Source organism: Phycisphaerales bacterium AB-hyl4 (assembly GCA_041821185.1).
GTDB classification, from domain to species: domain Bacteria; phylum Planctomycetota; class Phycisphaerae; order Phycisphaerales; family Phycisphaeraceae; genus Natronomicrosphaera; species Natronomicrosphaera hydrolytica.
This window is the reverse complement of sequence record JBGUBD010000009.1, coordinates 87,884-106,620: the sequence shown is the minus strand read 5'-3', so window position 1 is coordinate 106,620 and position 18,737 is coordinate 87,884. Positions and strand designations below refer to the sequence as shown.

Below are 18,737 nucleotides of genomic sequence, written 5' to 3'. Positions count from 1 at the left end.
ATACAATACAATGCTATAGAAGCCCTTGCCACATGGTCGATGGCTGGTACCATGAGCCGTGAACGATGATCCTGATGCAGGTATCCGCGACCATGATCTCATCCATCCTTTTTTTCATTCCCTCGCGGATAACCGATCAGCGTTGACTGCCAGAACGAAGCCGGTAACGGAGCACAAGGCAATCGACACATGGAAATGGACGCATCAACCCAGGCCGCTTCTCTCCAGCAGGCTAGCCCGACGCGAGGGTTTCGCAGCGTCGGCCTGATGAGAGCAAGTTAAAGCGAGCGACGAATCGGCCGACGGTGGATGTAACGCAGTGTGTTGATGTGGCGTGTTGCGAATCGGGCATGGCTGCGAGCCGTGCAGATGAACCGGTGCGGGCAGGCAACGGACAGGCGGCTCGGCGGTCGCGAGGCCGCGATGCATAGCCGGGCGAAGAAACGGTCGGGCGGGCTGCCTGGCTTTTAAAGTGTTGACGGGAATGAGTCTGACGTAATCTGAGGTTTGATTCGCCTGCCGTTTGGTGGCATCATTGCCGACGGTGGGCATGAGGCCGGCCCTTATAAAGGCTGGCGTATTGCCTGGTAACGTTTTTTTTCGGGGGCGGGCCGGGGCGTGGAGTGACACACGATGGCGGAAACACGCACGAAGTCGAAGGGCCCCGCGCTTTCGGAGATGAAAGGCCGACGCATCGGCCGCATTCTCACGAAGATGGGCAAGATCACCCGGGACCAGGTCAAAGAAGCCCTGGACATCCAGGAGGCCCGCCAGAAGGAAGGCCGCGGACGACCGGCCCTCGGGCAGTTGCTCGTCGAGCTCGGCTACGTCAATCAGGATGACATCAGCCTCGCGCTCGCCGCCCAGGCGGGCATGGAAGTGGTCGACCTCGATGACTTCGACCTTACCGACGAGGTCATCCACATCATCCCGGCGGAGACGGCCCAGGCTTACCAGGTCCTGCCCATTCAGTACGATGAAAAAAGCAAGACACTGACCATCGCGCTCAAAAGCGCCGACAACTTCCGCGCTCTCGACGACCTGCGTCTGCTGATGGGCTTCGAAGTGCAGGCCGTCGTCGCCCCCGCCGATCAGGTCGAAAAACGCATTCAAAGCTACTACGGCGAAGACGAGGAGTCGCTCAGCTCACTCGTCGCCGAGCTCAGCGAAGTCGACGACTTCGAGGAGTTCGACGCCAACAGCGCCTCGATCGACCTCGACGCCCTCGTCGAAGCGGCGGAAGACAACAAGGTCAAACGGCTGCTGAACCTCGTGCTCATGCAGGCGATCAAGGACCACGCCTCCGACATCCACTTCGAGCCGTTCGAAGACGAGTTCAAGATGCGCTATCGCATCGACGGCGTGCTCTATGAAATGATCCCCCCGCCGCGACACCTCGCGATGCCCATCGTCAGTCGTATCAAGGTCATGAGCAACCTCGACATCGCCGAACGCCGCATGCCGCAGGACGGCCGCATCGAGCTGGTCGTCAACGGCGCGCCGGTCGACCTGCGCGTCGCCGTGCTCCCGACCATGTTCGGCGAATCCGTCGTCATGCGTATCCTCGACCGCAGCAACGTCCAGCTCGACCTCGACAAGGTCGGCCTTCGCCACGACGATCTCGACCAGTTCCGCCAACTTGCCCAAAAGCCCAACGGCATTGTCATCGTCACCGGCCCCACCGGCTCGGGCAAGACCACCACCCTCTACGCCGCGCTCAACGAGCTGAACCAGATCGACGTCAAAATCCTCACCGCTGAAGACCCCGTCGAATACGATATCGACGGTCTCCTCCAGGTGCAGGTCAATACCGAAGTCGGCCTCACCTTCGCTCGCGCCCTGCGAAGCTTCCTGCGACAGGACCCAGACATCATCCTCGTCGGCGAAACACGCGACCTGGAAACCGCCAAGATTGCCGTCGAAGCGTCGCTCACCGGCCACCTCGTTTTCACCACGCTTCACACCAACGACGCGCCCAGTTCCATCGCCCGACTCCTCGACCTGGGCCTGGAAAATTTCCTGCTCACCGCGACGCTCGAAGGCATCGTCGCCCAGCGACTCGTGCGAAAAATCTGCCAGCGCTGTAAAGAAGCCTATACCCCCGGCGAGGAAGAGCTCATGCGGCTCAACCTCGCGCCGGAAGACCTGCAAGGTCGCGAACTCTACCACGGTAAAGGCTGCGACTACTGCAACCAGTCCGGCTACAAGGGTCGGCTGGCCATCTTTGAAATCATGGTGCTCGACGATGAAATGCGCGAGCTGATCATGCAAAACGCCTCCACGCAAGTCCTCCAGGCCGAGGCCCGCAAACGCGGTATGCGAACACTGCGGCAGTCCGGGCTGCTCGCTATTTACGACGGTTTGACCACCATCGACGAAGTCGTCCGTGAAACGGTGATCGAAGATTGATTGGGGAATTTCGGATGTGGGATTTCGGATTTCGAATTTGCCTGAAACCGAACCCCGATTCCGAAAATCCAAAATTCGAAATCCGAAATTCCAAATTCCAAATGTAATAAAGAGGTTCCGCCATGCCCGCCTTTCAATATGAAGCACTCGACGAGTCCGGCAAGCCGCAAAAGGGAACGATCAACGCCCAGAACAGCGAAGAGGCTATCGCTCGCATTCGCAGTCAGGGCTACTTCCCCACCGCCGTCCGCGAGCAGAAAGCCAAAAAATCACGCGGCAGCACCGGCGGCACGACGAAAAAGAAAAAGGGCGCCGGCGATATCTCCATCAACATCGGCGGCGTGAGCAACAAGCAGCTCACCCTCTTCACCCGCCAGCTGTCCACACTCCAGGACGCCGGCCTGCCCATCCTCCGCTCCATCTCCATCCTCGAACAGCAGGAAAAAAGCGGCCTGCTCAAAGACACACTCCAAGGTGTGCACGAAGACGTCTCCGGCGGCGCCACGCTCTCGGATGCGATGGCCAAACATCCCAAAGCCTTCGACCGCCTCTACACCAAGATGATCGCCGCCGGTGAAGTCGGCGGTGTGCTCGACCTCATCCTCCAACGACTCGCCGACTTCCTCGAAAAAGCCGCGCGACTCCGACGACGCATCATCAGCGCCATGATCTACCCCAGCGTCGTCCTCTCCGTCGCTGCCATCATCGTGCTCGGCATCATGATCTTCATCGTGCCCTCATTCATCGAAATTTTCGACGACTTCGACACCACGCTGCCCACGATGACACTCGTGCTCATCGACGCCAGTTCGTGGATCGCCGGCCCGCTGTTCGGCATTCGACCCGACATGCTCATACCCGGCATCGTCTGGATCCTGCTATCGCCCATATTCATCTTCTTCGGACTCAAACTCATCCGAAAAAGCCAAGGCGGACGATACGTCACCGACTGGATCCTGCTCACCACCCCCATCGTCGGCGGACTCGTCTCCAAAGCAACTATCGCCAAGTTCACACGAACCCTCGGCACGCTCATCAACGCCGGCGTCCCCATCCTCGACGCCATCACCATCACCAGTGAAACCACCGGCAACGTCATCTACGCCAAAGCGCTCGCCAACGTCCACGACTCCGTTCGGCAAGGTGAAAGCTTCGCCGATCCGCTCCGCCAGGCAAAGGTCTGCGACGCGCTCGTGGTCAACATGATCGACGTCGGCGAAGAGACCGGCGACCTCGACAAAATGCTCTCCAAAATCGCCGACAACTACGACGAAGAAGTCGACGTCGCCGTCGCCAGCCTCGTCTCCCTCCTCGAGCCGGTCATGGTCGTCCTGCTCGGTGGCATCGTCGGCTTCATCGTGATCGCGCTGTTCCTCCCGCTGGTCGAACTGATGCAGTCCGTGATGTAACCCCCCACGCGTCGCGAAGGCAGTGCGGCTTCGGCCGCACTTGCCTCGCGCCTTACCTACCGCCGCGCCCCCAGTACGCCCAACCAACGCCGAACCAACCCTCAACCGACCATACAACCCATGCCCAACCGCCTCACCAACCCGCCCCACCACCACCGCCCAGCCATGTCGCTGGTCGAGCTGGTCGCGGTGTTGGCGCTGCTCGCCAGCGTTCTGGGCACGCTCACCCTCGTCAACCGCACCCTCCGCCACGAAGCTGCCGAGGCCCGCACCCGTCACACCCTGCTCACCCTCCAGGCCGCCCTGCACACCTACGCCCAGGCCCACGACGCCATGCCCCCCGGCAGCGCCGCCGACGCCCTCGCCCTCATGCAGGCCGACCCCGACACCGCCGAGCAACTCGCTCGCGTCCGCCTCGTCCGCACGGACGACAACGACGCTGCCCACGTGCTCGACGGCTTCGGCCGACCCTTGCGATACCACGCCCCCGACCACGACCGCCGCCTCCCCGCAAGCTTCGTCTCCGCCGGCCGCAGCGGCCAGTTCGGCGCCACACCAACGCAGCGCGACTCCAGTCGCGCTGCTGCCGACACTCCAAGCGCCCACGCCCTCCACCGCCGCGCCGCCGCCGACAATCTCTACGGCTACGAACTGGAGACCCCCAACCCATGACCTACTCAAACCCCACCACCTCCGCCCCCCCAAGGCAGCGCAACTTCAGTCGCGCTGCGGCCGCCCCACCGCGCCCCCGCCATCAACGCAACGCCGGCTTCACGCTCATGGAGATCCTCATCGTGGTCTTCATCATCGTCGGCCTCGTCGCCATCACCCTCGCCGCGGGCACTTACATGCGCAGCGCCGCCCAGTCCCGACAAACCGCCGTCCTCCTGCAAACCCTCCACAACGCCTCCACCGAATACCAGGCCCAGATGGGCTACGCCTGGGGCGACCGCCCAAACCATTGGAACGATCCCACTAACGTATACGATCCGGACAACACCATCGGCTGGTTCCTTCGCGGCACACAACGCGTTCCCGAGGTCTACCAGATCATCGCCGCCCTCCGCGAGCAGCTGGAATACGGCAATGTCAACGGCGACACCGGCCCTATCGCCGCCAACGACAACTGGGGCACGGCAATCGTCTATCGACACCCCGACGCGAACATGACCGACGAACCCATTCGTTACCTCCCACCGCGCCACCGTCCCTACTTCGCCTCCGCCGGCCCCGACGAGCAATGGGGTGATTACGAAGAATGGCAGAACCGCGAGCGCGGCGAGCCCCACGACGCCGATCTCGCTGAACAGGCCGCCGACAACATCTACAGCTTCGAACTGGACTGAACCATGACCACCTTCACCCCCCATCATCACGCTCCCCCACGCCGGACTGAAGCGAAGCGCAAGTCCGGGTCGCCCCCCCTGCGCCACCGCGCCGCCTTCACGCTCATCGAACTGCTCGTAGTCATCGTGATCATCGCCGCCGTCGTCGCCGTCTCGTTCCCCGTGCTCAACCGTCTGACCGAGATCGGCCAGGGCGACGCCGGCGTTACCACCGTCTCCTCCGCCGTCAACGCCGCACGCGTCCTCAACCACCGACTCAACCGCCGCGACATGGGCGACCTCGGCTACGGCGAATACCTCCGCTACCACGGCACCGCCGTCATCTTCACCCAAGGCGGCGAACTCATCCTCACCGAAACCGACCAGATCGCCCTCGACACCAGCGACAACCTTCTGCAACCGACATACGTCGGCTTCAAAGACGTCGACGGCACGGACTACATCAGTCTCCCGCGACGCACCGGTATCGTCGGCATCTATCGCGACACTCACGACGATCTGGAAGTCGGTCTGCGGTTCGTCCCGCCCCCCTTCGCCGTCCGCTTCAACCGCGAAGGACAACTGACCACCCGCCAGGCACATATTTACTACGACTTTGCCGGCGATGGCTACAACGTCGGCCCCGGTAGCTTCCCCGCTCCAGGCTACGACCCCGACTCCGGGGACCCGCGACGCGGGGCAAACCTGCTTACGATCGGCGACGGCCGTTACATCTACCCCTACGACGGCATGCCCACCGTCAAAGCCGTCATCCTCTTCGACGCCAACGCATTCCGCGCCGCATGGGGTTGGAGCGCCCTCAACGTCGACATGGACGCCGAAGCAAACGAAGAGATTCGCCAATGGTTCCGCGACCACGGCCGCGCCGTCTTCTTCAGCCCGCAGACCGGCGTCGCCCTGCGAGGAGAGTCACGATGAACATGACCCATCGCCTACCCCATCCTCGTCGGCAGGCCGGCTTCAACCTCATGGAAGTGCTGGTCGCCATCGGCCTGTTCGCCATCGGCTTCGCCGCCGTCGCCGCCATCTTCCCCGCCGGTGCGCTGCTCCAGCGCCAGACCGCCGACGACGTGCAGGCCCGACACGTTGAGCAGAACGCCTACGCCATCATCCTTGGCACGCCCGTCAGTGGGGAAGATCTTGAGTTCTACTACGACGGGCCGCCGTCCGGCTACTTCACCGATCCCGGCAACCAGGAAAACACGACCCGCGCGGAACTCGTCCCCTTCCCGATCGATACTTCAGCGGACCCCTCCCTCGAAGACATCTGGCCTCGGGATCTGCGTAGCTTCCCCTCAAGCGTCAACGACGAATTCCTGACCGAACGCAGCTTCTACTGGGTCCCGCTGATCCGCGATGCCAACGGCGATCAGGACAACCCCCGTTGGGAACTTGTCGTCTTCGTCCTCCGACGGCAACAGAACCGTGTGGGCGATTACCTGACTTATCAATACCCCGAGCCCGAAGGCAACCTGCTGCCCGGCCTCCTCCGGCGGGAAGTCACCCGGCCCGACGAACTCACTTTCCGCGTAACCAATCCCGGCTTGGACTCGGACTTGGAAGAATATCTGAGCCCGAACGACCAGATCGTCGACAATGCCGGCGGCATCCATCGCATCGAACGGATCGACGGCAACGACATCATCGTCACCAGCAACATCCGCGAAACAGAACAACTCGAAAACGGTACCCCGACCACCCCACCTACGGTACTGCCCGACGCCATCTGGTTCGCCCCCGCAAGCAATCAGCTGCGCGACCGGCGCAGCCCTGCGTTGCGGGTCTTCAAGGTCACGCCGCCTGCGGGATGGGGAGAGTAAACACCATGCACATGCACACCCAACCAACCCGACGGTCCGCCGGCTTCACCATGATGGAGTTGATCATCTCTATCGTGCTCGCCTCGTTGCTGGCGTTTCTGGTCAACAGTCTGTTCTTCGAGACCAGCCGAGCCGTGCAGGTCGGCGTTCGCACGGGCGATATGCTCGTCGAAAGCGAATCCATCGGCGAACAGATCCGCCGCGACGCCGAACGCATGGCCGGCCCCAACAAAGACGACGAAGACCCCACCGAATACGAAACACACCCGCCCGGCGTGCTCGTCATCGTCAACCGACTGTTCCGCTACGACGAAGGCTACGAAGGTGTCCGCGTCAACTTCGAAGGCACCGAACGCCTCGAATCCATCCGAAGTGACCAGATCTCCTTCATCACTCGGCTGAACCAGGACGACGACCCGTTCGCCCCGCTCACGCCACAGTCCGACGTCCAGTTTCACAACGAAAATACCGCCCCCCACGCTCGCGTCTGGTACGGCCACGTCCTCCGCACCCCTTCCTCCGGCGCCCCCTACGCTAACAACGACGACGCATGGCTGCCCAACACGGACATCGCCAACAACTGGATCCTCGGCCGACAGCAACTGCTGCTCGCGGATGGGCCGGATGGGACAATAGCGGAGCACTTCACTTACGACGCCAACGTTCTTGAGGCCGCAACACCAACCACTGAATACCCGTACAGCTCGCCGCAGCCAATGCTTTACCACGGACTGACCGACGTGGCAGATTTTCCGTTGTTTGGCACAGATAGTCTTATCGCGTACCTCGAAGCGGATCCCAATGATTACGGCCCTCGTGCTGCTGCCATGACGTTCATACGAGACGCAAACGAGCGCCTGCACGTCAACCCGCAACCGACAGATAACGATCAATACCTCGCCTCCTGGCAACTCGCGCAGATGCACGCCATCCTCGCGATGGGCGTCAGCGATTTCATCGTGGAGTTTGCGGGGGATTACGACAGTACGAGTGAGGGGCGAATCGACCGCGACGCCGACAACCGGATCAAGTGGTACAGCTACCACTTCAACAATCCAGACGAGGGACGCAATTTTCCGATCAATTGGGATGAAGAGCTCAATTTGTCAGCGTACGACTACGATGCCGCGATCCCGCGCAGCTACGATGCGACACAGATCGATAACGGCTATTTCCAAGACCTTGATGGCAACGATGAAGATCAATTCCACTTTCAGCACATCAATTCCACAAATTCGTACAGCACCGACAACGCAGACGCGGTGTTTGTGTTTCGGCATGACAACGATGATCCGGATGAATGCAAGTGGCCGCACCTGATTCGCATCCGCTATCGGCTGCACGATCATCGCGGCATGGTGACCAGCTTGACGGAAGGCTACAACCCACCACCCCTCGACAGGTACGAAGAATACGCGATTTCCGGCCGATGGTTTGAGCACATTATTCGTGTGCCGCGGCCGTAGTGAGGGTGATGATGTTGGCTCGGCGAAGCGGTCCGCATGTGTGCGCGGGTTGGCAGCCGAGCGATGACCGGAACAACCGGGGGGCAAGGTCCAGGGAATGCGGCTTCCAGAGGGATGGGGCGAAGCCCGCTCACCGCATGGAAGAAGGAGAGAGCGATGAAGGATATGAACATGAAACGAACCGCTACCCGCAATGTCGCGTCCCGCAAGTCGTCGGCCCGCCAACGTGAACGAGCCAGCGCGGTGATTCTGGTCGTCGTGTCACTGGTGCTCATGGCCCTGATCGGCGCGGCGTACCTCCAGCAGACCCGCGTCCAACGCTTCGCCACCGCCCCGCCGCGCGGCGACATGAACCTGGTCATCGACGCCATCCTCAGCCAGATCCAGGACACCCTCCGCGATGACCTGCGATACAACCCCGATAACCCCGAAGCACTCGAACTGTACGACTACCCGTGGACGAATCAGGATGATCAGAACGACGACAACATCTTCACCGCACTTGGCTGGGAAGGGGCGGAGGAAGGCGACGCGCTAGGCGGCTACCAGGACGACATGTGGCTCGCTTCGTCTGAGCCGATCGACCTTGATGCGGCGAATCCACGATGGCCTCACATCACAAACCTCAGCGGCCTGTTCCTGCGGTATGAAGCGAACAACAACCGCTTCACTACGAACACCGTTGACGGTGTCGCGATCCCCGTGCCGGACGTGGTGGACTTCACTAACGCCCAGAACAACTCCGACAGCCTTCTGGACATCTGGAACAACATGAACCTCGTCGACGTCTCCGGCGACGGCGTGCCCGACAGCCGATGGGCGTGGGCGCCCATTCAGGAGATGGACGACATCGCGTACGTGATGGCGGTACGCATTGTCGACCTGAGCGCCAAACTCAACCTCAACTCAGCAATGACGTTGCTGAATATCGGAAGCGGCAACCTCGACCAGGCAAACTGGGAACATCCCAGCGAACTGGACCTGAGTACCTTCGTCTTCAACCGACGCGCTAACAACGATATCGCAGACGAACTGCAACGGCAGGTTCGCTACCGCTTTGACGACGACACCCAGGTCACATGGCCTGTCGCAGCGGGGGCTCGCCGCAGCTACTGGCGCGATCAGGGGCGGTATAGCGTGACGAATGACCATCGTCGCTACGGCTTGGCCAACGAGTATGAATTGCGTCATCGCGATGGTTTGAACAGCGGCCGACCGTCACCGGTCCCGCTGGTGCGTGCAGCCGACGGCATGCCGGAGTTTCTGCGCAACGGCGACGAAGGTTATGCAGAGCGTTTCTATGACCATACGACCCCCGACGGCTGGGATGCGAGCGTTTACACGGACTACCCCGGCGGCATTGACGACACGAACCCGCTCCAAATGTTCTACGAAGCCGAGCCGCGCAAGCAACTCACCACCCTCAGCGGCGCGTCGATCTTCCGGTGGCCAATGGTGGATGAGGCGTTCGGGTTCAACGTGGGCGATCAGACGCACGACGACATTACTTCTTACTACAAGGTCGATCTGAACAACAGCAGCCGACAAAATGTTCAGCGTGCGTTTGAGGAGGTGTACCGGGGGTATCGTAATTCAGGCGACCCGCCTTTGATTGACCGAATGCCTGAGATGCTGCCAGGCGGCTTCGGACAGACGGATGACGATTTGCGAATGGCGGCGGCACAGTTCGCTGCGAACGTGGCAACCTATCGTTCGGATGTACCGTTCATGATCGAGGTCGAGCCGCGACGCGACGATCCAGATAATGACCCGGAGGTATTGCCTCGTCGCTACGGCGTGCCACCGCTGCCGGTGATCACGGAAGTGTACACACAGGCGAAGTACAAAGCGGAAAGCATTTTGGATACACCCGCAGACCCGGGAGGTGATCCAGACGTGCCTTACAACATCTGGGAAATCAGGTGGGACCAGGAAGGAGACACGGGTTATGCCATCGAGATTCGCAACCCGTTTGATGAACCGGTGGCGTTGTACACCATACAGCTCTGGATCGATGGCGAACCTGTGCGGAAAGACCAGGACGCAAACAGTCCGGCAGATTGGGAAGATTGGGAAAATTCACAGGTCATGCTCAGCCATCTGGCCGCCGCACCGGGAGAAGACGAGCGGCGATATCTTGATGTGGGTGAAGTTCTGGTGCTTTATCGACATTCAGATGTAGGCGCAAACTGGACGTCGCAGTACGACCCGCCGCATAACGCGCAAGATTACCATTGGGAGGAAACGCCGCCACATGCTTCACCTGCTGATCCGCCGGATCCATTGCAGTGGCGCATTGGTGTGGAGGGCGATGATTGGCGTGACAACCTGCTGGAGCACATCAGTGGCACTGATGGCACGATCATCCCGGTGAAGATTCCGGACCACGTACCGGCTTGGCCTTCCGTCACGAGTGTCGATACGACGCTGCGAGACGTTGAAATTGAGTTGCGCGGTGTGATTCGTTGGGATGACGTGGATGATGACGACAACGATTATCTATACGAACTGGCGCCTTGGCCGTACTTTGAAATGACGGCCTATCGCTTCCCCACCGAGCGTGTGGTGACGGACTTAGAACGGGAGACCGACCCGGTGTCGGGCGAGCCGATTGCGTATTGGCAACACAGTGTTCGCGGCGGTGGTGAAGGGTTGAACCCGCTGGTGTTCCGTGACCAAGACATGTTCGATGAAGATTACTTCGAGCCTGTCTGGGTGCCGGGCGATCCAAACGATCCGGAAGAAACCGAGGTAGTGCCGGAGATGCAGCCGGACCCAAACGGTGACGATCCGCCAGTGGAGCGAAATGAGTACGAATCGCGTCTCGGCCACCTGGAGAAGGACGGCGTAGATTATGACGAGACGCTGGACGATCACTTGCTCTACCGCGATCGCGGGCAGTTCCGCTCGATCGGCGATCTGGTGAACCTGATGGTCATCGGGCCGAGCGCGTTCGAGACAACGCCCGGCGATTGGGACCACTCGACGTTTGCGGAGCAATGGCACGATGCTATGGAATTTGCCCGGAACAATACACCCAGCATCACGGTCTCGACAACGGACTACAGTGATTTTGAAAAGGTGTTCAAACTCAACTTCGATCCGGCATTGGGAGTGATCGGTGATCCGAATGTTCCCGAGGAAAACAACCTGCTTGTCACACACGCGGCGATGATGATCGACAGGTTCACGACGTTGAGCCCGGTCGCCGCTGGGTTGAGTTTCCAGGAAGGCGGCGCAATGGTGCCGGGCTTGGTTAACCTCAACACGATGCCGCAGCATCTGTTGGAACAGGTGCTGCCACTTCAACAGCAGGCCCAGCGTGAAGATATTGCTGAATGGATCGTGACATACCGCGAAGGGACAGCGGCTAATCGCCGCAACCTTATCCTGTCGCAATCGGGACGAGATGTCGAAGTCGACCAGCTACGCGAGAACCCTGGCATTGGCAACATTGGTGAACTGTTCCTGTTGCTGGAAGACGACGACGAAGACCTTTCGCAGGCCGACCGGATGGAGCTTGCTCGCTGGTTGAGTCAGGTCGGGTCGGCGCGGAGCGACTACTTTGCGGCGTACATCTACGTGCGGGCGTATGACCTGCAGGAAGATGGTTTCGCGGTGGCCCCGGAGGTGGGGATTGCGGATGCGGCGCGAGTGATTGCGGTGTTTGAGCGGAACGCTCGCGATGGTCAGGTGCGGGTGCGGGCGGTGTTGCCGGGGGCTCGGCCGTATACCGTGCGGTGAGGTGGACTGCCCCCCGGCGGTGATTGCGAATCGCCGGGGGTGTGTTGAATGACAACAGCGGGCCCGCCGGTGACGGGAGGACGTCGTCGGTGGGCCCTTTGTTCAGGCAACGGGCGGGCGCGGGCGATGGGGGCACGGCCGGACCCACGGATGCCATCCGTGGGCTTTGGCGGGTGAATGATGGGCCGGTGATTGATAGGGAAAGGGTATGAGAAAGGATCGAGCGATGGGTGAGCAGCAGCAGCGGCGGGACGCGGATTGTATTTTCTGTCGGATCGCGGCGGGGGAGATCCCCTGCCATCGCGTGTATGAAGATGATGAGGTGCTGGCGTTTCTGGATGTCGGGCCGTTGTCGGCGGGGCATGCGCTGATTATCCCGAAAGCGCATTACGCCACGCTGGATGAGATGCCGGGCGAACTGGCGGCGGCGTGCATGAAGATCGCGCCGCGGCTGGCGGGGGCGATCCGCGACGTGACGGGCACGTCTGCGTACAACGTGCTTCAAAATAATGGGGAGCTGGCACACCAGGCGGTGAAGCATGTGCACTTTCACATCATCCCCAAGTCGGCGGACGGTGGGTTGGACCTGACGTGGGACGCGGGGCAGCTTGGCGATGAGATGGGTCGGGATTTGCGGACGAAGATCGCCGGGCGACTTGGCCGGGCATGATTCGCAACGGGAGGTGTGGTACATGAGGCCCCCTCGTCCTTGCCTCTTGGGTTCAAGCACGTCTCAATCGGAGCTGTTTCTGGGTGTGACAAAAATACAGGCCAATTGCGATTCGGCAGCAGTGCCGACGGCGTTTCGAGCACTAATCAGAACAGCACTTTCGCGACTGAAGATACGCTCGAAGCAGGGAAAGATTACTGCGTGGCGGCTGTGTACAACAGCGGCACGGTCACGTTCTGGGTGCAATACCTGACTGATGATGGTGAACTGGTCAGCAGCGAGGTGAGCGGGTTCGATACCTCCTTGTATGATGCGGACAGCACTTTCCTGATCGGCAATTGGAACAACGGGTCGGCGTCATCGTGGGAGGGCCTGATCGACGAAGTGCGACTGTCGAATACAGCACTGAGAACCAGAACCAACTCCTGGCTGTGCCCGAACCGGCCAGTTTGATGCTGCTCGGCACGGGCGGCCTGCTTGTCCTGATGCGACGCAAGCGCACAGTTGCCTGATTAATCGGAAAGCTGTGCCGGCCGACCGGTGGCGGGGGCCTTTTGTTGATCGGTAGTTGTCGTGGTTCGACCACTGGCGGATTTCGCCAGCGATTCTCACCACCAGACAAAGTCATCACCGCTGCCCTACCGAAGCTGGTTTTTTCTCTGCGGTGCAGCAGATCCAATACGACTACCACTTTCTACCAGATGAAGGTGGCAGCACCCCTCTCAACGCTTGGAAATGCGTTCCAATGCGTAAGTTGCGACGGCCATGAACGGCGAAGACTTCTACCTGGCTCGCCACAGTATCGCTCAGAAAACGATCGCATCGCCAATGGCATTTACGTCGCTTCGCCGAAGCAGGAACGGCAGGGGATTGCGCTGGTCCTCCCGGGCCTGGATTTCGACCAGATGCCCAAGATCATCCGGGGCGTGAAAAAGGCTCGGCAACAGTTCGCCGCGGCTGTTGATGCAGTCAGCGGAGTTTGACTTCAAGCAGGAAGTCGACCTGCTGCGAAATCTGGACTCGTCGTTCGTGGCCGGGGCGATCATTTATCCCCCACCGCTGCCGGAGATTGTGGAGCAACTGCGTGAGCTACGTCGGCGGGGGGTGTCGTATGTGCTCGTGGACACGCTGCCAGCATCGCTGGACGTGGACGCTGTTGTCAGCGATCGCGTGAAACTCGGCCGGGTGGCACTGACACATATATTGGAGCAGGGCCATCGGCGGATCGGCATGATCGATCATACGGGCAAGTCTGTAACGGCCTGCGAAGTGCGCGAAGGGGCGTTCGGTGATCGGCGTGCAGGAGCATGTCGTTGCCGCGCCGTCATGGTCAACCAGCGTCTGGAAGGCGGTAGAAGGCCCCGAGAAGTACCCGGTACAGCGGACGAGCGAGCAACTGCCTGTTGATGCGCTCAACCGATACGAGTTGAAGCCCTCGCGTCGTGACTGCCAGCAACGAGCGGGGTTGGATTGGTGATTCCATGAGCGCTCGCTTTGAGAGCACCACCATCACTACCGCGATCCCCGAGCCCGCGTCGCTGGGGCTGCTGGCGATCGGCGGGCTGGTCATGCTCGGCGGGCGCCGACGTCGAAATCGATGAGGTAACAAGGCCTATGACAAGTAGGCTCGTCATCCTCAGTTTCCAGATAGTGAACGAAGTCACAGGGCGAGCCGGAAACAGTTCGCTCTGTGTTTATGCAGGCGATTCGCGATCAACCGACTGAAAGCACATCCGCCCGCTGATCGATACCGGAATCATGAAGCCGAAATCACAACATTGACCGTACACGCTCGACCAATCGCTCCGCCACATCACCAGCGAAACAACCGGGATAATCGCACCAGAGATAGGCCTGCGTCTCGTACCCCCCTTCCAAAAGCGCCTGCCGTGTCGGGATGTAGCCGATCGCGCCCTGCGCATACCCTGCTATCAGCAGCGGTGATGGGCTTCGCTCGCGCAGCGACAATGCCACATCCACCATCACCTCACCCGTCAGCGCCACCAACGACGCGTCGCCGACGCGTAACACCTGCACGTCGCCTTCGATGTAATCCGTCGGCAGCGACGACTGCCCCACACAACGATCGCGCCACCGCTCGCTCCATTGCGCAATCGCCGCCGTTTCGCCGGGATTACGCTCCCCCAACACCGATCGGCAGCGCTGCATCGACGCGTCATCAACCGGCATCAGTTCCGGATCAAAAGCATAACGATGCCGAGCCAGTCGACTCTCAAGCGTTGTCGACTGCATCGGCTTTGCGTTTTCCATGCACGCCATCACATGGGCGGCGAGCAACCACCCCAGCCGCTGCACATCATCAAAGCCGCCGCCCACGAAGTCGCCTTGTTCATTGACGATTCTTGGTCGAACCTCGCCGCAGCAACCATTTAAGAACATCGCCGTGCAGCCGGGGTAGTTCGCTTCCACCACGCGGCACGCCGCGCCCGGATAGTCCGCGGAGATCGCATCCACCGTTGCCCCGAGCGTCGTCGGATGGCAGGCATACTGAAACACCGCCGCCATCGGTCGGCCGGCCGCGTCATCCACACGCACCACCGGACAAGTCAGGTCCACCGGGCCGCCCGGGTTCGCCGCTGTCCGCACGCCGCGAGCAGTCGGCACTCGCCGATTCACAATGCCGATATCGACCTCACCGCTGGCAAAACGAAGCTGACACGCCCGCTCTTCGCCGATCGCCTGCCCCACCGCGCCGCAGAGCTTTTTCTCAAGAAGGCTGACGTAATCTTCCAAGTAGTCCTCACACGCCTCATCCGTCGGCGGAATCACGAACGGCCCCGTATGCGTATGCGAGCAAGCCAGCACCAGCGCATCTTCCGCGACCCCGTGCTTCTCGCGCACGCGCCGCCTCACGCGATCGTAAAACGTCGGCAGAAAGTACAGCAGGTCCAACGTCACGATCGCCACCCGTCGCGATCCATCCGACAGGGTCAACACCCTGCCCATCAGCGGATCATGCACACTGGCCGACGGACAGATGCGCTTGGCATGCCCCTGTAGTCGATAGCCCACCGGCGGCGTCACATCAAAGTCGGCCGTGCCCGCGCGAAGCATCATCCCGCCGCTCCCTGCGCAGCCTTGTCCGCTTCAAGCAATTCATGCGCGTGCTCGGCCACCTTGCGATACGCCGCGGCGTACTGCTCGATGCGCGCCGCGTCATCATGCTTGAACCACGGCACGTCCACCACGCGCCCCGCCATCTGCTCAGCCACCGGCAACGTGCCCGGCCCCTGCCGCACATCGCGCTGACCAAACGCTACCGCCGTCGGCTTGCCATGGCCAAACACATCCGCCTCATGAAAATAAGCATGCGTGTGCAGCAAGCGGTTTAACACCGGCGCACAATCCTTCACACCCTCGGCTCGCACCGCTTCGCAAAACCGCTCGGCCGACAGTCCGCCAAGCTCTTCCGGCGTGTAAAGCCCACGCGCAAAATACCAACCGCCCATCGACGAGTTCGGCTCGTCGATCCGGTGCGGCCGCAACCCCGGCACACCGTCAAGCAGATCCCAGAATCGGTTGATCGCCTTTTGAATCTCCACGATCCGAGCCGGGTAAGACTTCAACTGCACCCGTCCCATCGCCGCACACATCTGGTTCAAACGATGCTTCGCCGCCCCCATCGGCAAGCCTTTGAACCGCAGCAATCCTTCATCATGCACCTGCTGATCAACCGGGTTGTAGTTGCTCGCCACGCCCGTGCGTTCATAATGGCCGAACGCTACACACCGCTCATACAGCTTCGGGTCGTCAGTCGTGATGATGCCCCCTTCGCCGATGGGAAACGCCTTGCCCGCCATCAGGCTCGCCGCCGCAATATCCCCCAGCGATCCGCACATCTTGCCCTTGTACATCGAGCCTTGCGCATGCGAGTTGTCTTCGATCACCTTCAATCCATGCTTGCGAGCAAGGGGCATGATCCGGTCGTAGTCCGCGGGATGCCCGGCATAATTAACCACCACGATCGCTCGCGTCCGCGGGCCGATGCGATGTTCAATGTCATTCGGATCGATGCAAAGCGTCTTCGCATCAATATCCGCAAAGTTCACCGTCGCCCCGAGCATCAACGCCGGCGAAGCGCTCGCCCAGTACGTGATCGTCGGGCAGATGATCTCATCACCCACGCCAACACCACACGCCCACATCGCCGCTGTCAGCCCGGCCGTGCCGTTGCACGTGCACAGCGCATGCCGCGACCCCTGCCACGTCGCATACTCGGCCTCGAACTGCTTTGTAATCGACGTGCCCGACATCGTGCCCGCCCGCATCACGTCCAGCACCGCCTGCTCATCCTCCGCGGTCACGATGGGCCAATGAAACAAACGTTCATCACCCTCGCTCGGCGGCAGCGCAGGCTCAGCACCCTGTATCGCCAGACCTTTCGCACCCGTCGCAGCGCGCGCAGCAGTCGTGGAAGTCATCGCTCGGCTCCTCTTTCATAAACTTCGTTGCAATATCAATCAGCTCGTTGCCGCCTCCATCGCAGACGCAACGGGCAACGTCTTGCCCAGCAACTGCCGGGCACAAACGTCGTGGATCCGGTCTTCAGTCTCTTCAACGAATCGGCCGGTGCGCTTTCGGTTCTGGTTCGCATCCAGCACCTCGTAGCCATACTCCGCAAACTGGTCTTTCGACGCCACGTAGCCCACCAGCTCATTCGTATACGCCATCGGAATCACATGCTTGAAGTAAGGCCGAAGGTCACGCTTCAACCGCAACCCATGCTCCACACTCATCTCACCCGCGAACGTCGCCATCGCCAGCGATTTACCAAACCGCAACGTCTGCACCTCAAACGGCACAGCCCGCTCCTCCGGCAGCCCCTGCTCGATCCGCTCCTGGTGATACCGCGCCCACCGCTGCTTCGTCGGCCGCGCGTCGTTCGTCAACTCCGACTTCACAAGCGACCGGTCAAGCGGCTCGGTCTCCAACTCGACCATCGCCTGCTTGACAGCAATCGCGCCGGTCACCGTGTCAAGCGAATCGTTCGCAATCGCCTGCTCCACCGCCTGCCCCAGTTCAAATCCGATCTCACGCACCTGCTCAACTTTGCGCAAGCCGAACGTATTACCCTTCGAGTCCGCCGGCCGCGGCTTCTGATCGCCGCCGCACCCCTGCACGAAGCAAGGCTGCGCGTAGGGGAACGCCTCCTGCAAATAGTCGTACGCAAAACCCACATAGTCGCCGCCGATCATCAAACCGTTTCGCGACGTCGGATGACAGGCATAGTTGAACAGGATGCCCCGCACGATCCCGTCCAGCGACTCGATCGTCACAATGCCCACTTCATGATCGGTCGGCCCATCGGGGTTCGGCCGCATCGCTCGCAACACCCGCCCCGGGTTCGCCGGGTCCGGCACACGCCGATACATCGCCAGGCTGCAATGCCCCACGCCGCTGCGCAGCCGCGCCGCGATGCGATGCTTCCACGCCATCTCCGCCGCATGCGCCATCCGCTCCACCGCATGATCCAGGTACGCGTTATCAACACGGCCGTGCGTCACCACATCCCTTGGCTTCATCACCGGTCCGCAATGCGTATGCGTCGCCGACAGAATGATCGACGACGTCGGCAAACCCGTCACCTCCGCAAGTCGGCCCCGCACACGCTCGCTCATCCCGCTGAAAGCAATCCACTCCGCACTCAGCAGCAACATCGGCGTTTCGCCATCGTCCACCACCACCGCCACCGCACGCAGCGGGTGATACACCGCCGTCGACGAATGAATCGATCGATCACCAAATCCCGCCAACGGCGTACCCACCGGCGGCGTAATGTCAACGGTGGCAATGCCAACGCTATAAATGTCTGATGTCGAACTGATCATGGTCAAACACACCTTTCCAGAACA

16 protein-coding genes are annotated in these 18,737 nt (G+C 61.0%); 13 read left to right on the top strand and 3 right to left on the bottom strand.

Annotation, left to right across the window (positions count from 1 at the left end):
* Positions 1-678: 678 nt before the first annotated feature.
* From ACERK3_14625 to ACERK3_14565, 13 genes are all read left to right on the top strand, one after another.
* On the top strand, positions 679-2,409 hold the full coding sequence (locus tag ACERK3_14625) for a GspE/PulE family protein (protein MFA9479521.1): 1,731 nt from the start codon (positions 679-681) through the stop codon (positions 2,407-2,409).
* Between the two features lie 122 nt (positions 2,410-2,531).
* A complete protein-coding gene (locus tag ACERK3_14620) occupies positions 2,532-3,818 on the top strand; it encodes a type II secretion system F family protein (GenBank protein ID MFA9479520.1) in 1,287 nt (428 codons plus the stop codon).
* Positions 3,819-3,938: 120 nt separating this feature from the next.
* Entirely contained in the window at positions 3,939-4,490 is a 552-nt protein-coding gene (locus ACERK3_14615) for a hypothetical protein (protein ID MFA9479519.1), read from the top strand.
* On the top strand, positions 4,487-5,164 hold the full coding sequence (locus ACERK3_14610; protein ID MFA9479518.1) for a type II secretion system protein: 678 nt from the start codon (positions 4,487-4,489) through the stop codon (positions 5,162-5,164). Before ACERK3_14615 ends, ACERK3_14610 begins: the two co-directional genes overlap by 4 nt.
* Positions 5,165-5,167: 3 nt before the next feature.
* Positions 5,168-6,082 (top strand): prepilin-type N-terminal cleavage/methylation domain-containing protein, encoded by a 915-nt coding sequence (locus ACERK3_14605; protein MFA9479517.1) that lies wholly within the window; start codon positions 5,168-5,170, stop codon positions 6,080-6,082.
* Positions 6,079-6,984: a prepilin-type N-terminal cleavage/methylation domain-containing protein gene (locus ACERK3_14600; protein ID MFA9479516.1), complete on the top strand. Its 906-nt coding sequence runs from the start codon at positions 6,079-6,081 to the stop codon at positions 6,982-6,984. Before ACERK3_14605 ends, ACERK3_14600 begins: the two co-directional genes overlap by 4 nt.
* A 5-nt stretch (positions 6,985-6,989) precedes the next feature.
* A complete protein-coding gene (locus ACERK3_14595; protein MFA9479515.1) occupies positions 6,990-8,450 on the top strand; it encodes a Tfp pilus assembly protein FimT/FimU in 1,461 nt (486 codons plus the stop codon).
* A 171-nt stretch (positions 8,451-8,621) separates the two neighbouring features.
* Positions 8,622-12,194: a hypothetical protein gene (locus ACERK3_14590; GenBank protein MFA9479514.1), complete on the top strand. Its 3,573-nt coding sequence runs from the start codon at positions 8,622-8,624 to the stop codon at positions 12,192-12,194.
* Positions 12,195-12,402: 208 nt separating this feature from the next.
* Positions 12,403-12,864 (top strand): HIT family protein, encoded by a 462-nt coding sequence (locus ACERK3_14585; GenBank protein ID MFA9479513.1) that lies wholly within the window; start codon positions 12,403-12,405, stop codon positions 12,862-12,864.
* A 105-nt stretch (positions 12,865-12,969) separates the two neighbouring features.
* On the top strand, positions 12,970-13,317 hold the full coding sequence (locus tag ACERK3_14580; protein MFA9479512.1) for a LamG-like jellyroll fold domain-containing protein: 348 nt from the start codon (positions 12,970-12,972) through the stop codon (positions 13,315-13,317).
* On the top strand, positions 13,317-13,376 hold the full coding sequence (locus tag ACERK3_14575; protein MFA9479511.1) for a hypothetical protein: 60 nt from the start codon (positions 13,317-13,319) through the stop codon (positions 13,374-13,376). The genes ACERK3_14580 and ACERK3_14575 overlap by 1 nt, the downstream gene beginning before the upstream one ends.
* 451 nt (positions 13,377-13,827) lie before the next feature.
* Positions 13,828-14,271: a hypothetical protein gene (locus tag ACERK3_14570; GenBank protein MFA9479510.1), complete on the top strand. Its 444-nt coding sequence runs from the start codon at positions 13,828-13,830 to the stop codon at positions 14,269-14,271.
* 74 nt (positions 14,272-14,345) lie between these two features.
* A complete protein-coding gene (locus tag ACERK3_14565; protein MFA9479509.1) occupies positions 14,346-14,465 on the top strand; it encodes a PEP-CTERM sorting domain-containing protein in 120 nt (39 codons plus the stop codon).
* 169 nt (positions 14,466-14,634) lie between these two features.
* On the opposite strand, the gene ACERK3_14560 is transcribed toward ACERK3_14565, so the two are convergent.
* The 3 genes from ACERK3_14560 to ACERK3_14550 are packed head-to-tail and all read right to left on the bottom strand — an operon-like array spanning position 14,635 to position 18,713.
* Positions 14,635-15,942 carry a neutral/alkaline non-lysosomal ceramidase N-terminal domain-containing protein gene (locus tag ACERK3_14560; protein MFA9479508.1) on the bottom strand — a complete coding sequence of 436 codons (1,308 nt, stop codon included), beginning with the start codon at positions 15,940-15,942 and terminating at the stop codon, positions 14,635-14,637.
* On the bottom strand, positions 15,939-17,306 hold the full coding sequence (locus ACERK3_14555) for a DegT/DnrJ/EryC1/StrS family aminotransferase (protein ID MFA9479507.1): 1,368 nt from the start codon (positions 17,304-17,306) through the stop codon (positions 15,939-15,941). The genes ACERK3_14560 and ACERK3_14555 overlap by 4 nt, the downstream gene beginning before the upstream one ends.
* A 39-nt stretch (positions 17,307-17,345) precedes the next feature.
* Entirely contained in the window at positions 17,346-18,713 is a 1,368-nt protein-coding gene (locus ACERK3_14550) for a hypothetical protein (GenBank protein MFA9479506.1), read from the bottom strand.
* Positions 18,714-18,737 lie beyond the last annotated feature (24 nt).

Coding starts and splice junctions, on each gene's coding strand:
- ACERK3_14625 (MFA9479521.1), top strand. CDS start 679: ATGAAAGGCCGACGCATCGGCCGCATTCTCACGAAGATGGGCAAGATC.
- ACERK3_14620 (MFA9479520.1), top strand. CDS start 2,532: ATGCCCGCCTTTCAATATGAAGCACTCGACGAGTCCGGCAAGCCGCAA.
- ACERK3_14615 (MFA9479519.1), top strand. CDS start 3,939: ATGCCCAACCGCCTCACCAACCCGCCCCACCACCACCGCCCAGCCATG.
- ACERK3_14610 (MFA9479518.1), top strand. CDS start 4,487: ATGACCTACTCAAACCCCACCACCTCCGCCCCCCCAAGGCAGCGCAAC.
- ACERK3_14605 (MFA9479517.1), top strand. CDS start 5,168: ATGACCACCTTCACCCCCCATCATCACGCTCCCCCACGCCGGACTGAA.
- ACERK3_14600 (MFA9479516.1), top strand. CDS start 6,079: ATGAACATGACCCATCGCCTACCCCATCCTCGTCGGCAGGCCGGCTTC.
- ACERK3_14595 (MFA9479515.1), top strand. CDS start 6,990: ATGCACATGCACACCCAACCAACCCGACGGTCCGCCGGCTTCACCATG.
- ACERK3_14590 (MFA9479514.1), top strand. CDS start 8,622: ATGAAACGAACCGCTACCCGCAATGTCGCGTCCCGCAAGTCGTCGGCC.
- ACERK3_14585 (MFA9479513.1), top strand. CDS start 12,403: ATGAGAAAGGATCGAGCGATGGGTGAGCAGCAGCAGCGGCGGGACGCG.
- ACERK3_14570 (MFA9479510.1), top strand. CDS start 13,828: ATGCAGTCAGCGGAGTTTGACTTCAAGCAGGAAGTCGACCTGCTGCGA.
- ACERK3_14565 (MFA9479509.1), top strand. CDS start 14,346: ATGAGCGCTCGCTTTGAGAGCACCACCATCACTACCGCGATCCCCGAG.
- ACERK3_14560 (MFA9479508.1), bottom strand. CDS start 15,942: ATGATGCTTCGCGCGGGCACGGCCGACTTTGATGTGACGCCGCCGGTG.
- ACERK3_14555 (MFA9479507.1), bottom strand. CDS start 17,306: ATGACTTCCACGACTGCTGCGCGCGCTGCGACGGGTGCGAAAGGTCTG.
- ACERK3_14550 (MFA9479506.1), bottom strand. CDS start 18,713: ATGATCAGTTCGACATCAGACATTTATAGCGTTGGCATTGCCACCGTT.